Here is a 12,825-nt window from a genome sequence, read left to right on the forward strand (position 1 = left end):
CCAGCTCGAACCGGCCGTAAGGGTTCACGTGGGGTGCAGGGCGAGCATCGAAATTTCCTGGGATTCCTTGTCGGAGACCTGAAGGCCGTCGTTGATCTCGCGGCGCGGGTCGGCGTCGGCGAGGTAGTCGCAGATGAATGCCGTCCGCGCTGCCCGGCCGAGTTCCTCGATTGCCCGGTGGCCGGCCGGTACGGCCGTGCGGAGCCGACGTTCTTCAGCCGGGACAGCAGGATCGTCACGCCAGGCCCGCGGTAACGCCGGTGTCACTCGGTCATGAGGTTGCTGGACCAGGACCCGAACTTCTTCGAGTCCGACGCGCAGGGGGTTGTCATCCGAACAGTTCCGATATATCGTTGACGCATCGCGACAGATCAACGATGGAATGGAGTGATTGCGATGCGTACCCACGGATACGAGCGTGGACATGGACAGGACGGCTTCTCCCGGCGCGGTCGGGGTGGCCCTGACGGGCGGCGTGGGGCCTTCGGTCCCTTCGGGCCCGGTGGCCCGGGTGGGCCCGGTGGAGGCCCCGGATTCGGACCGGGCTTCGGTCCCGGCCCCTGGGGCGGACGAGGGCGCGGCGGCCCGAGGGGCGGCAGGGCGCGGCGCGGCGACGTACGCGCGTCGATCCTGGCCCTCCTCAAGGACCGGCCGATGCACGGCTACGAGATGATCCAGGAGATCGCCGAGCGCAGCGGCGGCGCGTGGAAGCCGAGCCCCGGCTCGGTCTACCCCACCCTGCAGCTGCTGGAGGACGAGGGCCTGATCGCCAGTGAGTCGGAGGGCGGCAAGAAGCTCTTCGCCCTCACCGAGGCCGGCCGCACCGCCGCCGAGGAAGGCCCCGACGCACCCTGGGAAGAGGCTTCCCGCGGTGTCGACTGGGAGGCCCTCAGCGAGATCCGCCAGGCCGGTTTCGGTCTGATGGAGGCCTTCGGCCAGGTCTGGAAGACCGGCAGCAAGGAGCAGCGCGAGAAGGCGCTGACCGTCATCAACGACGCCCGCAAGAAGCTGTACCTGATTCTGGCCGACGAGGACTGATGTCCTCCGGGCCGGAAGAGGTGGCAGGCCAAGGCGCCTCACGGAACTTCCGTGGGGCGCCTTCCCTGTGCGCGTTCCCGTTCCTGCGGTGCCCCGGCGCGTTCCTCAGGCCACCAGCCCGGCCAGTTTGCGCAGCGACTCGTTCAGGGCAGCCGTACCCGAGTCCTTCAGTTTGCCCGCCATCAACGACACCGCCGCACCCGTGAACTCCCCGTCGATCCGGACCGTCGTGGCGTCGCCGTCGGGCGTGAGCGTGTAGCGCGTGGCGACGTTCACGGCCATCGGGCCCTTGCCGCGGATGGCGAACACCCGGGCCGGTTCCACCTCCTCGATGGTCCACTCGACCTCCGCCGGGAAGCCCATCAGCTTCATGTTCTCCTGGAAGGTCCCGCCCACCTCGAGGACGTCGGGGCCGCCCTTGGGGAAGTTGGTGTGGGTCGCGTTCCACTCGCCGTACGCGGACCAGTCCGTGAGTTGAGTCCACACCTTCTCGGCCGGGGCCCCGATGCGGGCCTCCGCGCTGATCTCGGCCATGCGACCACCTCTTCGTATCGGGCTACGGTGTCGCGGAACGTAGCCGCAGGACGCGCAACATTCAATACTGATGAACCGTCAGGAATTGTGCGCACGGGCCGCGTCGCACGACTCAGCTCACCCGTCGTATGACCGCCGCGTCGAACAGGTCCCACGCGCGCGGGTGGGCGCTCTCGTCGTGGCAGTGCCAGGCGTCCCAGAACAGGTCGGCGAGCAGCGCGTCCTCCGGGGCGTACACCCGGTACACGTACTGCCTGCCGTCGACCGCCGGCAATGCCACCAGCCAGCACCTGCTCTCCACGTTCGCGGAAGACGTACGCCGGGTGCAGCGCGGTTGCGTACGGGGCGCGCGGCAGGGCGGCGCGCGCCTCTCGGGGTCGGCGGGCGTGATCTCATCCGTAAGGAGGAGATTCCGTCGCCCCGGGTCCACTTTGTGTGGGACGCCGAAATGCTTCCCTCCGGGGATGCCCTCGATGCGGGGGACTGATGGGGTAGGAGAGTGCAACCCCGTATCCCCAGCCAGTCGGCCCGCGAGCAAGGAATCCACCGCGCGGACAACGATGCCAGGCTCAGTGAAGAGCTGGCAGCGGTGATCGCCGGTGCGCGCCGCCGGGCACTGCGGGACGGCGACCGGCACATCGACACGGCCCACCTGCTGCACAGCCTCCTGGAGTCCGACCCCGACGCACGCGCCGTCTTCGGCGACGGCCCGCAGATCGCCCGCCTGCTCGGCTACCTCGTCCAGCGCAGCATCGGCTACGGCCTCCGCTGGCAGGGCGTGGTCGAGGACTCCGGCGCGCTCCCCGTGGTACCCGCGGCGGAGGGCTGGTCGCCCCTGGCCGCCGACGCCCTGGAGTACGCCTGCGAGCGCGCCGCCCTCCGCGGCGGCGACCTGGCCTGCGGCATCGACCTCCTCGCCGCGATTGTCGCGGACCCCGAGTCCCGCGCCGTCGAGGTCCTGCACCGCGCGGGCATCGAGTCCCCCGAGGCGCTGATCTGGATCGAGGGGCGCTTGGAGGAGTACGTCGGGGGTGCCGGCGAGACCGCCTGCTGAGCGCCCGCTGTCGGTTGCTGCGCCTCCTGGTGCGGGGTGGTGCCCCCGGCGCGGTCCTGTCCACGCCCTGAGACAGGTGTCAACGAGGATGACGCTGATGTCATCCCTTGTCATCATGTGCCGGTGCATACGTCTGAGAGCAGTGCGGCCGGAGGCGGCAGGGGCGTCGGGCTGGGCCTCGCGCTCGGATCCGCGTTGGCCTTCGGAGGGTCCGGGGTCGCGGCGAAGCCGCTGATCGAGGCGGGGCTCGACCCGCTGCACGTGGTGTGGCTGCGGGTGGCGGGCGCGGCCCTCGTGATGCTGCCCCTCGCCGTACGGCACCGCGCGCTCGTACCCCGTCGTCCCGCGCTGCTTCTCGGCTTCGGGCTGCTCGCCGTGGCCGGTGTCCAGGCCTGCTACTTCGCCGCGATTTCCCGGATACCCGTAGGGGTCGCCCTGCTCGTCGAATACCTCGCACCCGCGCTGGTGCTCGGCTGGGTGCGGTTCGTGCAGCGGCGCCCGGTCACCCGTGCCGCCGCGCTCGGCGTGGTCCTCGCGGCCGGGGGGCTCGCCTGTGTCGTCGAGGTGTGGTCCGGCCTGAGCTTCGACGCCGTGGGACTGCTGCTCGCGCTCGGCGCCGCCTGCTGCCAGGTCGGCTACTTCGTCCTGTCCGACCAGGGCAGCGACGCGGGCGACGAGGCCCCCGACCCGCTCGGCGTGATCGCGTACGGCCTGCTCGTCGGCGCCCTCGTCCTCACTGCCGTGGCCCGCCCCTGGACCATGGACTGGTCGCTCCTCGCGGGCGACGCCCACATGAACGGCACCGCCGTACCCGCCGCCGTCCTGCTCGCCTGGATCGTGCTGATCGCCACGGTCCTGGCGTACGTCACCGGAGTCGTCTCCGTGCGCCGACTCTCCCCGCAGGTCGCGGGCGTCGTCGCCTGCCTCGAAGCGGTCATCGCGACCGTCCTGGCCTGGGTCCTCCTCGGCGAACACCTCTCCGCGCCCCAGATCATCGGGGGAGGGGTGGTCCTGCTGGGCGCGTTCATCGCCCAGTCCTCGGCCCCCACGAAGGGCTCCGGCGAACCGGTGGCCAGCGGCGGCCCCGAAAGGGAACTCTCCCGGCGCGGAACGGCCGCCTAGCCAACCGGCCGGGCACCACAACACGCTCGCCCTTCCGTCGCCGTCCGCCTCAGCCGGGCCCCGGGTCCCCTGCCCTGTACGACCGGGCGCGACGGCACTGCCCGCAGCGGAAGCCCGAGGGGCCCGACGTCAGCCCTGCCCCCGCCGCCGCACCAGATGCTCCCGCGCCGCCGCGTCCCGGGGGCCGTCCCGCGCCACGAGCCCCGCCGCGATGCGGTCCTGGACCCCGGCCGCCCGCTTGCCCGCGTACTTGAACTTCGCCCGCACACCGGTCACTTCGAGCCGCACCGCCCGGATCCCCGACAGCAGCCTCCCGTACGGCGCCTCGCCCGCCGCGACCGTCGAGGAACCGCCCTCGGGCTGGAAGTGCCCGACCTGGCGGTTGAGCAGGGCCGCCAGCTCGGCCGGGTCGTCCACCAGGTGCGCGGTGCACTGGAGTTGGACCGCCGCGTAGAAGCTCGTGGGTACGCCGTGCTCGGGCGGCCCATCCGGGTCCGCCTGCCAGGGGCCGGGGATGAAGGCGTAGTCGTCGACGACACTCAGGACCACCTGCGGGTCCGCCGTCAGTGCGGGCAACAGGGGGTTGGGGCGGGCGAGATGGGTGATCGCCTCGCCGCGCTCCGGGTCGTAGAAGAAGTGCAGGGGCTGGACGAACGGGGGCTCACCGGGCGGGCCGTTGACGGCGAGCTGGCCGAAGTCGTGGGTGGTGAGCCAGCGTTGCCACTCGGTGTCGTCCCGGGGCGCGTCCCAGGGGTGGACGAGCATCACAACTCCGCGAGGTAGTCGGGGAGTTCGATGCCGGGGGTCAGGTCGTCGTTCGGGAGCGGGGTGCCGTAGGCCGGTCGGAGGGGGACGACTCCGGCCCAGTGGGGGAGGTCCAGGTCCTCGGGGTCGTCGTTCGCGCCGCCGGTGCGGAGCTTCGCGGAGACCTCGTCGAGGTCGAGGCGGATCACCATGGTGGCGGCGAGTTCCTTCTTGTTCGCCGGCCGCGAGTCCGCCGAGCGGCCCGGCACCACGTGGTCGACCAGCGCGTCCAGCGCCGTGCGCTTCTCCTCGGGGTCCGTCACCTGGCGGGCGATGCCGTGCACCACCACGGAGCGATAGTTGATCGAGTGGTGGAAGGCGGAGCGGGCCAGCACCAGACCGTCGACGTGCGTGACCGTCAGGCACACCGGCAGCCCCGGATCGGCCTTCCCCGTCATCCGCAGCGGACGCGCGCCCGTCGAGCCGTGCACATACAGCCGCTCGCCGACCCGCCCGTACAGCGTCGGCAGCACCACCGGCACGCCGTCCCGCACGAAGCCGAGGTGGCAGACGTAGGCCTCGTCGAGTATCGCGTGCACCAACTCCTTGTCGTACGAGGCCCGTTCGGCGGAGCGGGTGGGGACGGTCCGGTCGGTCGGCGTGTAGGCGGCGGGCTGTGGCGTCGGCTGCGCGGTGGTCCCCTGCATGGTGCTCTCCATTGCTTCTGCTCGTGCTTCCGCTCGGTCTGCCCGACGTCCGGGGTGCGGTGTCCGGGGTGGGTGTGGCGTCCCGTCTCGGGCCACGGTCGTCGGGTTGCGTTTCATTATGCACTAGTGCATAATCTGATTTGTGCTAGGAGGATATCGGATCGAAGGGCGACGCGCAGCTGACATCGCGGCGGACGTCGAGCGTGCGGTGGGTTCGGGAGAGCTGGAGCCCGGGCAACCACTGCCGCCCATGCGGGAGTTGGCGGTCAAGCTGGGGGTGAATCCCAATACGGTCGCGGCGGCGTACCGGACGCTGCGCGAGCGCGGGGTCATCGAGACCGCAGGGCGCCGGGGCAGCCGGGTGCGTCCGAAGCCGGCCACGACCGGGCGCGAGCACATCCGGGTCGACGTGCCGGTGGGCGTGCGCGACGTCTCGCACGGCAACCCGGATCCGGCGCTACTGCCGTCCCTGGCAAGGGCGTTCACCTTCGCCGCCGAGCAGTCCGACCGGCAGCCGGTCATGTACGGCGACGACCCGGTCGAACCGGAGCTGGCCCGCATCGCCCGCGCCGAGCTGGACGCGGACGGCGTGCCGCCCGGCCCCGTGGCCGTCACCTCGGGCTCCCTGGACGCCATCGAGCGGGTTCTCGCCGCGCACCTCAAGCCCGGGGACACCGTCGCCGTGGAGGACCCCGGGTGGGGCAGCCTCCTCGACCTCGTACCGGCGCTCGGACTGCGCGTGACCCCCGTCCGCGTCGACGACGAGGGACCGCTCCCCGACGACGTGAGCGCCGCGCTGGAGTCCGGCGCGCGGGCCCTGATCGTCACCGACCGGGCGCAGAACCCGACCGGAGCCGTCGTGAGCGGCGCACGCGCGCGTGCCCTGCGGTCCGTGCTCCGCGGCCACCCGGAGACCCTGCTGATCGAGGACGACCACGGCCACGGCATCGTCGACCGCCCGCTGCACCCCCTGGCCGGCACCACCCGCATCTGGGCCTTCGTCCGCTCCGCCGCCAAGGCCTACGGCCCCGACCTGCGCCTCGCCGTGCTCACCGGCGACGCCGTCACCCTCGACCGCGTCCGGGGCCGCCAGCGCCTGGGTCCGGGCTGGGTCACCCGCATCACCCAGCGCGCGGTGGCCCGGCTGTGGGCCGAGGGCGCGGTCGACACCCCGGCGGTGGCGGCCGCGTACGCCGCCCGCCGCGACGCGCTGATCACCGCGCTCGCCGAACGCGGGGTCACGGCCCACGGCACCAGCGGACTCAACGTCTGGATCCCGGTACCGGACGAGACCGGCGCAGTGTCCCGCCTCCTCCACGCGGGGTGGGCGGTGGCCCCGGGTGCCCGCTTCCGGATGACCGCGCCGCCGGGTATCCGGGTCACCGTCTCGACCCTGACGGCCGAGGAGACCGGACCCCTCGCGGAGGCGATCGCTTCGGCGTGCGGCCCGGCGCCGGTTCGCGGTTACGTCTGAGGCCGGTCAGCGGGGGAGTCGGGGACGAGGGCCGGACGCGCCGCCCGCGCCGGTCCCGTGCCGCCCGCTTCCGCCTGAGCGTGCCTGCCTCCCGCTTCCACCCGGGCGTGCCTGCCGGGGACGACTGCGCCTGACATCGCCCCCGGGCCCTCCCCCCCCCGCCCCGACCCCTACCGCTTCCCTCGCGCCCTCACCTGCGTGAGCCCCGCCCCCGCCAGCACGATCACCGCTCCCACCGGAGTCGACCACGTCAGCGACTCGCCCAGGATCGCCACCCCCGCCGCCGTGGCGATGACCGGGATGAAGTACGTGACCATCTGGGCGGTGGTGGGCCCGACTTCGGCGACCAGGCCGTACTGGAGGAGGACGGCGAGGCCCGTGCCCAGAGCGCCCAGGGCGGCGATCGCCAGGAGGGGGAGAAGCGGGAAGTGGGTCGGCATGGAGGTGAACAGGGGCGTGATCACGGCCAGTTGGACCGTCGCCAGGAGCAACTGGGCCCCGGTCAGGGAGAGATGCGACGAGCCCGTGCCCGCCAGTGTGCGGCGGACGTAGATCCAGCCGATCGCGTAGCAGAGCGAGGCCAGCAGGGCCATCGCCGTGCCTCGGGCGTCCAGGCCGCTGAAGCCCTGCCATGCGCCGAGGACCGTGAGGACGCCCAGGAAGCCGAGGCCGAGACCGGCGACGCGGACGCGGGTCGGGCGGTCCTCGGAGAGGGCGACCAGGGACAGCGCCATGCCCCACAGCGGTGAGGTCGCGTTGCAGATGCCCGCGAGCGTGGACGGGATCGTCAGCTCGGAGTAGGCGAAGAGGGAGAACGGCAGGGCGTTGAGCAGGAACGCGGCGACCGTCAGATGGACCCACGTGCGCCCGCCGCGCGGCAGCCGCTCCCGCTTCACCGCCATCGCCGCCGCGAGCACCGCCGTCCCGAACAGCAGCCGCCCGAAGGTGACTTGGAAGGGTGCGTAGCCGTCCGTGCCCACCTTGATGAGCAGAAAACTGAAGCCCCAGATGAGGGAGAGCGCCCCGAACCGCAGCCGCCAGTCGAGCGCGCGGCGGGGGAGGGGAGCGGTGGTGTCCGGGACGGTGGCGGTCGTGGTCGTGACGGTGGTCATGGATACCAAGATCCTGGCCCCGACCTCGTAGCACAAGCGAGATTTCGCCCCCGGTATCTCGTAGGATCGCTTACATGTTGAACCTGGAGCGCCTGCGCACCCTGGACGCCCTCGCCCGGCACGGCTCGGTCAGCGGCGCGGCCGAGGCGCTGCACGTGACGACCTCGGCCGTCTCGCAGCAGATGGCCAAGCTGGAGCGGGAGGTCGCGCAGCAGCTGCTCGCGAAGAACGGGCGGGGGGTACGGCTCACCGACGCGGGCCGGCTGCTCGCGGAGCACGCGGGACGCATCCTCTCCCAGGTGGAGCTGGCCCAGTCCGACCTGGAGGCCCAACGCGGGCAGGTGGTCGGCGAGTTGAGGATCTCCGCGTTCCCGACCGCCGCCCGCGGCCTCTTCCCCGCCGCGCTCGCCGCCCTCCGCTCCCGCCACCCCGCGCTGCGCGTCCGCTCCACCGAGCAGGAACCGGAGCGCGGCATCGCGGGCGTCGTGCGCGGCGACCTCGATCTCGCCGTCGTCCTGGACTGGTACAACAAGCCGATGCCGCTCCCGGACGGCCTGGTGAAGGCGCCGATCCTGGACGACCCCGCCGACGTGGCGATGCCCGCCGATCACCCGCTGGCCGGGCGCGACGAGGTGGACCTCGGGGAGTTCGCCGACGACGAGTGGATCACCTGGGCCGAGGGCGAGTTCTGCCACGAGTGGCTGATGTTCACGCTCCGCTCCCGGGGCATCGAACCGATCATCGGCCACCGCGCCGCCGAGACCCACACCCAACTCGGCCTGGTCGCAGCCGGGTTGGGCGTCTGCGTCGCCCCTCTGCTGGGCCGCCACCCGATGCCCGCCGGGGTCGTCACCGTCCCCTTGAAGCAGCGTGTGCGCCGCCATGTCTACGTCGTCTGGCGTGCCGACGCCGACCGCCGCCCGTCCATCCGCGCGGCGGTCGAGGCGCTGCGGTCGGCGGCGGAGACGGTCGCCTGAGAGGTGCCGGCCAACTGCCTTACAGCGCGGCCAACTTGCGGAAGTCCCAGGAGGCGAGGGTGTCCGGCGTCAGCCGTATCCACGCGTGCCGTCCGTCGTACGGCATCGCGTCCAGGCCGAAGTTTTTCTGCGCGAACAGCTTCTCCACGGCGACGAGTTCGGGATGCGGCTCGCCCGTGCGCGGGGTCTCGCCGACGAACTCGACGGTCCCGGACAGCTCGACGCCCCGCAACTCGTCGTAGGCGTGCCCGCCGTCGACCACCACCGCTACGCGCGGGTCGCGGCGCAGGTCGGCCCAGCGCTTGCTGCGGGTGATCGAGTACAGCCACAGCGAGGTGCCGTCCCACACGAACCAGAGCGGGCTGACGTGCGGTGCCCCGTCCGCCGAGGCGGTCGCGACCCGGCAGGTGCGCTCGGTGGCGAGGAACTCGTCCAGCTCCTCGGGTGTCATCATGATCTTCCGGCCTCGGCGCTGAGTGGCGGTCATGCGATCCCCTTCGGCTACGGAACACGCGGCGGGCAAGCCGCATCTGACGGTACGTCAGGACAGGGGTCGGGAAAACCGCCGGCCGTCTTCCGTCCGCACGCGATGCTCGTTACTGTCACCCGCCCCGGCCGTCGACGACAAGGGAGCGCCATGCCGTCGCACGCACAACTCAGTGAGATCCTCGACACGGTGAGCACTGTCCTGTTGACCGTCGAATGTCAACAGGGAGTGGTCGGACCGGACAGCGCACTGCCCGAACTCGCCCTCGCCGCCAGGCAGTCGGGTGCGCTCGCGAACGTCGCCCGGCTGGTCTCCGCCGCGCACGAGAGCGGGGTCCAGGTGATCCACGCGATCGCCGAACGCCGGCCCGACGGCCGGGGCGCGAACCACAACGCCCGGCTGTTCCGCGCCGCCGAACGCCTGCCCGTCCAGCAGCTGTCGGGCACCGCGGCGGTCCGCGTGGCGCCCCCGATCGTGGTCGCCGAGGAGGACCTCGTCGTACGACGGCTGCACGGTCTGTCGCCCATCCAGGGCACCGAGGTCGACGCGCTGCTACGGAACTCGGGCTGCCGCACCCTGGTCGTCACCGGCGTCTCGGCCAACGTAGCGATTCCCAACGCGGTCTTCGACGCCGTCAACCGCGGCTACACCGTCGTCGTCCCCAGTGACGCCATCGCGGGGGTGCCCTCGGAGTACACCCCCGCGATGATCCGCAACACCCTCGCATTGGTCGCCACGGTCGCGACCACGGACGAGGTGCTGGGCTGCCTCAAACGACCACGCGGAGCGGGCCGCGGCTGACCGCCACCTCAGCGGGTGCCGGCCGTCACGCCAGCGTGATCGAGTCCCCGGACACGGAGATCTGCTCGGCGGGCAGGCCCTGGGTGGCCGGGCCCTTCTTGACGCTGCCGTCGGTCACGGAGAACTCGCTGCCGTGGCACGGGCAGACGATGGCCCCGCCGCTGATGCTGCTCACCGCGCAGCCCTGGTGGGTGCACTTCGACGAGAACGCCTTGTAGGTGCCCGCCGTCGGCTGGGTGACCACCACGCCCTTGCTGGCGAAGATCTTGCCGCCGCCCTCGGGGATGTCGGAGGTCTTCGCCAGTTCGGTGCCGCCGGCGTCACCCTGGGCGGTGGACGAGCCGGCCGTGCCGGAGCCCGAGGTGTCCTTGGAACTCGACGAGCCCGACGACGAGTCGTCGTCGGACGAGCACGCGGTCAGCGCGACGGCGAGTCCCGCCGCGCCGACCGCCGCCAACGCGGTACGACGGGACGGCGCCGTGACGGGTTCGAACGATTCGCTGGTCATGCTGACGTTCCTTCCATGGGAAGCATGTGTGTCCGCAAAGGGGTACGACGAGCGGGCGACCGTCGTTCAGACGGTGTCGTGAGCTTGGCCTGATCGAGATCAGGAACACGTAAAACGTCCCTGTCGTTCCGCTGTCGGCCACACATAAGGCCTGACCAGACGCCGGTGAGCCCGTCAACACACCAGTAATCTGGAGCGATGCTCAAAGAAGTCATCGCGACCCGCTACATCACGCCCCTGCGCGAGGGCGGTTCGCTCCCTGGGCTCGTCGAGGGTGACGACCTCGCGCCGTACGTCATGAAGTTCAGCGGCGCGGGACAGGGCCGAAAGACGCTCGTCGCCGAGGTCGTGGTGGGGGAGCTGGCCCGGCGGCTCGGCTTCCGGGTGCCGCGGCTCGTGACCCTCGACCTCGACCCGGTGCTCGGCCTCGGCGAACCCGACCAGCAGGTCCAGGAGTTGCTGAGGTCGAGCGGCGGCGCCAACCTGGGCATGGACTTCCTGTCCGGCGCGCTCGGCTTCGACCCGCTCGCCTTCACGGTGAGCCCCGAGGAGGCCGGCCGGATCGTCTGGTTCGACGCCCTCGTCAACAACGTCGACCGCTCCTGGCGCAACCCCAACCTGCTGATGTGGCACGGCGACCTGTGGCTCATCGACCACGGCGCCACCATGATCTGGCACCACAACTGGCCCGGCGCCCCGACCTCGGCGGCCCGCCCCTACGCCGCCGCCGACCACGCCCTCGCCCGCTTCACACCGGACGTGGCGACCGCGGCCGCGGCCCTGGCACCGCAGGTCACCGCGGAACTCCTCGCCGAGGTCACCGCCGAGATCCCCGACGCCTGGCTGACCGGCGAACCCGGCTTCGACACCCCGGACCTCCTCCGTGAGGCGTACGCGGCGCCCCTCCTCGCGCGCGTGCCCTCCCTCCACGAGCGCATCGAGGGACTCCAGTGACCGAGCGCCACATCATCCGCCCGAGCGAGGCGAACACCCGGGACGTCTTCGAGTACGCCCTCCTCCGGGTCGTACCGCGCATCGAGCGCGGCGAGTGCATCAACGCGGGCGTGCTCGTCTACTGCCGCGCCCAGTCCTACGTCGGCGCCCGCACCCATCTGGACGAGGCACGGCTGCTCGCTCTCGACCCGGACGCCGACGTGGCCGGGATCAGGGCCGCGCTCGGCGCGGTGGAAGGCGTGTGCGCGGGGGGTGCGGCGGCCGGGCAGGCGGCCTCGGACGATGCGGGGCGGCGGTTCCGGTGGCTGATCGCGCCCCGCTCCACGGTGGTCCAGCCGGGGCCCGTGCACACCGGTCTCACCGTCGATCCGGCGGCCGAGACGCAGCGCCTGCTCGACCTGCTGGTGAGGTAATGGATCACACCGGGCCACGCGCACGTTGACACCGAGTGCCAGGGCTTCTAGCGTCACGTACGCCGAAGGTACTAAGCGGTCGCTCACCGGCGGGCCGCGAGGGCGAGACTTTCTCAAGGGCGAGGAGAACCAGCAATGTCCACCACTGAGCAGCGGGTCGCGATTGTCACCGGCGGGGCGCGGGGCATCGGCGCCGCCACCGCCGTACGCCTCGCGGCCGAGGGCCGTGCGGTCGCCGTGATCGACCTCGACGAGGCCGCCTGCAAGGACACCGTGGAGAAGATCACCGCGGCCGGCGGCAAGGCCCTCGCGGTCGGCGCCGACGTCTCCGACGAGGCACAGGTCGAGGCCGCCGTCACCCGCATCGTCGCCGAGCTGGGCGCCCCGACGATCCTCGTCAACAACGCGGGCGTGCTCCGCGACAACCTCCTCTTCAAGATGAGCGTCTCCGACTGGGACACCGTCCTCGGCGTCCACCTGCGCGGCTCGTTCCTGATGACCAAGGCCGTCCAGAAGCACATGGTCGACGCGGGCTTCGGCCGGATCGTCAACCTCTCCTCGTCCTCCGCCCTCGGCAACCGCGGCCAGGCCAACTACTCCGCCGCCAAGGCCGGTCTCCAGGGCTTCACCAAGACCCTCGCCATCGAGCTGGGCAAGTTCGGCATCACGGCCAACGCGGTCGCCCCCGGCTTCATCGCCACCGACATGACCGCGGCCACCGCCGCCCGCGTCGGCATGGGCTTCGACGACTTCAAGGCCGCCGCCGCCACCCAGATCCCGGTGCAGCGCGTCGGTGAGCCCGACGACATCGCCAACGCCGTCGCCTTCTTCACGAACGAGGCGGCCGGGTTCGTCTCCGGCCAGGTGCTGTACGTCGCCGGCGGACCGCTCAACTAGGGA

General features: G+C 71.9%; 16 protein-coding genes and 1 pseudogene. 9 read left to right on the plus strand and 8 right to left on the minus strand.

The window, feature by feature from the left end:
- Positions 1 to 33: 33 nt before the first annotated feature.
- Positions 34 to 329, minus strand: a pseudogene (locus OHT77_RS37355) (Tn3 family transposase); the annotation flags it as partial.
- A 67-nt stretch (positions 330 to 396) separates the two neighbouring features.
- On the opposite strand from OHT77_RS37355, the gene OHT77_RS37360 reads away from it, so the two are divergent.
- Complete coding sequence (locus tag OHT77_RS37360; protein WP_266766802.1) at positions 397 to 1,038, plus strand: PadR family transcriptional regulator; 642 nt, start codon at positions 397 to 399, stop codon at positions 1,036 to 1,038.
- A 105-nt stretch (positions 1,039 to 1,143) separates the two neighbouring features.
- Here the strand turns inward: OHT77_RS37360 and OHT77_RS37365 are convergent, their stop codons facing one another.
- Positions 1,144 to 1,572: a type II toxin-antitoxin system Rv0910 family toxin gene (locus OHT77_RS37365; RefSeq protein ID WP_328832770.1), complete on the minus strand. Its 429-nt coding sequence runs from the start codon at positions 1,570 to 1,572 to the stop codon at positions 1,144 to 1,146.
- Between the two features lie 112 nt (positions 1,573 to 1,684).
- Positions 1,685 to 1,852: a hypothetical protein gene (locus OHT77_RS37370; RefSeq protein ID WP_106971117.1), complete on the minus strand. Its 168-nt coding sequence runs from the start codon at positions 1,850 to 1,852 to the stop codon at positions 1,685 to 1,687.
- Positions 1,853 to 2,071: 219 nt separating this feature from the next.
- Between OHT77_RS37370 and OHT77_RS37375 the strand changes: the two genes are divergently transcribed.
- Positions 2,072 to 2,626, plus strand: a complete 555-nt coding sequence (locus tag OHT77_RS37375) for a Clp protease N-terminal domain-containing protein (protein ID WP_328832771.1) — start codon at positions 2,072 to 2,074, stop codon at positions 2,624 to 2,626.
- A 117-nt stretch (positions 2,627 to 2,743) separates the two neighbouring features.
- Positions 2,744 to 3,748, plus strand: coding sequence for an EamA family transporter (locus OHT77_RS37380; RefSeq protein WP_328832772.1), 1,005 nt, complete (start codon positions 2,744 to 2,746; stop codon positions 3,746 to 3,748).
- 129 nt (positions 3,749 to 3,877) lie between these two features.
- Here OHT77_RS37380 and OHT77_RS37385 read toward each other — a convergent pair whose 3' ends face one another.
- On the minus strand, positions 3,878 to 4,513 hold the full coding sequence (locus OHT77_RS37385) for an FMN-binding negative transcriptional regulator (RefSeq protein WP_328832773.1): 636 nt from the start codon (positions 4,511 to 4,513) through the stop codon (positions 3,878 to 3,880).
- Entirely contained in the window at positions 4,513 to 5,199 is a 687-nt protein-coding gene (locus tag OHT77_RS37390; protein ID WP_328832774.1) for a pyridoxamine 5'-phosphate oxidase family protein, read from the minus strand. Before OHT77_RS37390 ends, OHT77_RS37385 begins: the two co-directional genes overlap by 1 nt.
- Positions 5,200 to 5,341: 142 nt before the next feature.
- Here OHT77_RS37390 and OHT77_RS37395 point away from each other — a divergent pair, with 142 nt between their 5' ends.
- Entirely contained in the window at positions 5,342 to 6,673 is a 1,332-nt protein-coding gene (locus OHT77_RS37395) for an aminotransferase class I/II-fold pyridoxal phosphate-dependent enzyme (RefSeq protein ID WP_328832775.1), read from the plus strand.
- Between the two features lie 170 nt (positions 6,674 to 6,843).
- Here the strand turns inward: OHT77_RS37395 and OHT77_RS37400 are convergent, their stop codons facing one another.
- A complete protein-coding gene (locus OHT77_RS37400; RefSeq protein ID WP_328832776.1) occupies positions 6,844 to 7,785 on the minus strand; it encodes a DMT family transporter in 942 nt (313 codons plus the stop codon).
- Between the two features lie 74 nt (positions 7,786 to 7,859).
- Here OHT77_RS37400 and OHT77_RS37405 point away from each other — a divergent pair, with 74 nt between their 5' ends.
- Positions 7,860 to 8,762 carry a LysR family transcriptional regulator gene (locus tag OHT77_RS37405; protein ID WP_266766794.1) on the plus strand — a complete coding sequence of 301 codons (903 nt, stop codon included), beginning with the start codon at positions 7,860 to 7,862 and terminating at the stop codon, positions 8,760 to 8,762.
- 19 nt (positions 8,763 to 8,781) lie between these two features.
- Here the strand turns inward: OHT77_RS37405 and OHT77_RS37410 are convergent, their stop codons facing one another.
- On the minus strand, positions 8,782 to 9,249 hold the full coding sequence (locus tag OHT77_RS37410; protein WP_328832777.1) for a pyridoxamine 5'-phosphate oxidase family protein: 468 nt from the start codon (positions 9,247 to 9,249) through the stop codon (positions 8,782 to 8,784).
- 150 nt (positions 9,250 to 9,399) lie between these two features.
- Between OHT77_RS37410 and OHT77_RS37415 the strand changes: the two genes are divergently transcribed.
- Positions 9,400 to 10,050, plus strand: coding sequence for a cysteine hydrolase (locus tag OHT77_RS37415; RefSeq protein ID WP_328832778.1), 651 nt, complete (start codon positions 9,400 to 9,402; stop codon positions 10,048 to 10,050).
- Positions 10,051 to 10,075: 25 nt separating this feature from the next.
- Here OHT77_RS37415 and OHT77_RS37420 read toward each other — a convergent pair whose 3' ends face one another.
- Complete coding sequence (locus OHT77_RS37420) at positions 10,076 to 10,558, minus strand: Rieske (2Fe-2S) protein (protein ID WP_328832779.1); 483 nt, start codon at positions 10,556 to 10,558, stop codon at positions 10,076 to 10,078.
- A 198-nt stretch (positions 10,559 to 10,756) separates the two neighbouring features.
- Here OHT77_RS37420 and OHT77_RS37425 point away from each other — a divergent pair, with 198 nt between their 5' ends.
- The 3 genes from OHT77_RS37425 to fabG all read left to right on the plus strand — a co-directional run bounded on the left by OHT77_RS37425 (position 10,757) and on the right by fabG (position 12,822).
- The gene (locus OHT77_RS37425) at positions 10,757 to 11,512 is read left to right on the plus strand and encodes a HipA family kinase (RefSeq protein WP_328832780.1); all 756 of its coding nucleotides are present in this window, start codon (positions 10,757 to 10,759) and stop codon (positions 11,510 to 11,512) included.
- Positions 11,509 to 11,925: a DUF3037 domain-containing protein gene (locus OHT77_RS37430; RefSeq protein WP_328832781.1), complete on the plus strand. Its 417-nt coding sequence runs from the start codon at positions 11,509 to 11,511 to the stop codon at positions 11,923 to 11,925. The genes OHT77_RS37425 and OHT77_RS37430 overlap by 4 nt, the downstream gene beginning before the upstream one ends.
- Before the next feature lie 135 nt (positions 11,926 to 12,060).
- Positions 12,061 to 12,822, plus strand: coding sequence for a 3-oxoacyl-ACP reductase FabG (fabG, locus tag OHT77_RS37435; RefSeq protein WP_328832782.1), 762 nt, complete (start codon positions 12,061 to 12,063; stop codon positions 12,820 to 12,822).
- Positions 12,823 to 12,825 lie beyond the last annotated feature (3 nt).

The sequence above is a fragment of the Streptomyces sp. NBC_00252 genome (genome assembly GCF_036187565.1).
Lineage (GTDB): Bacteria > Actinomycetota > Actinomycetes > Streptomycetales > Streptomycetaceae > Streptomyces.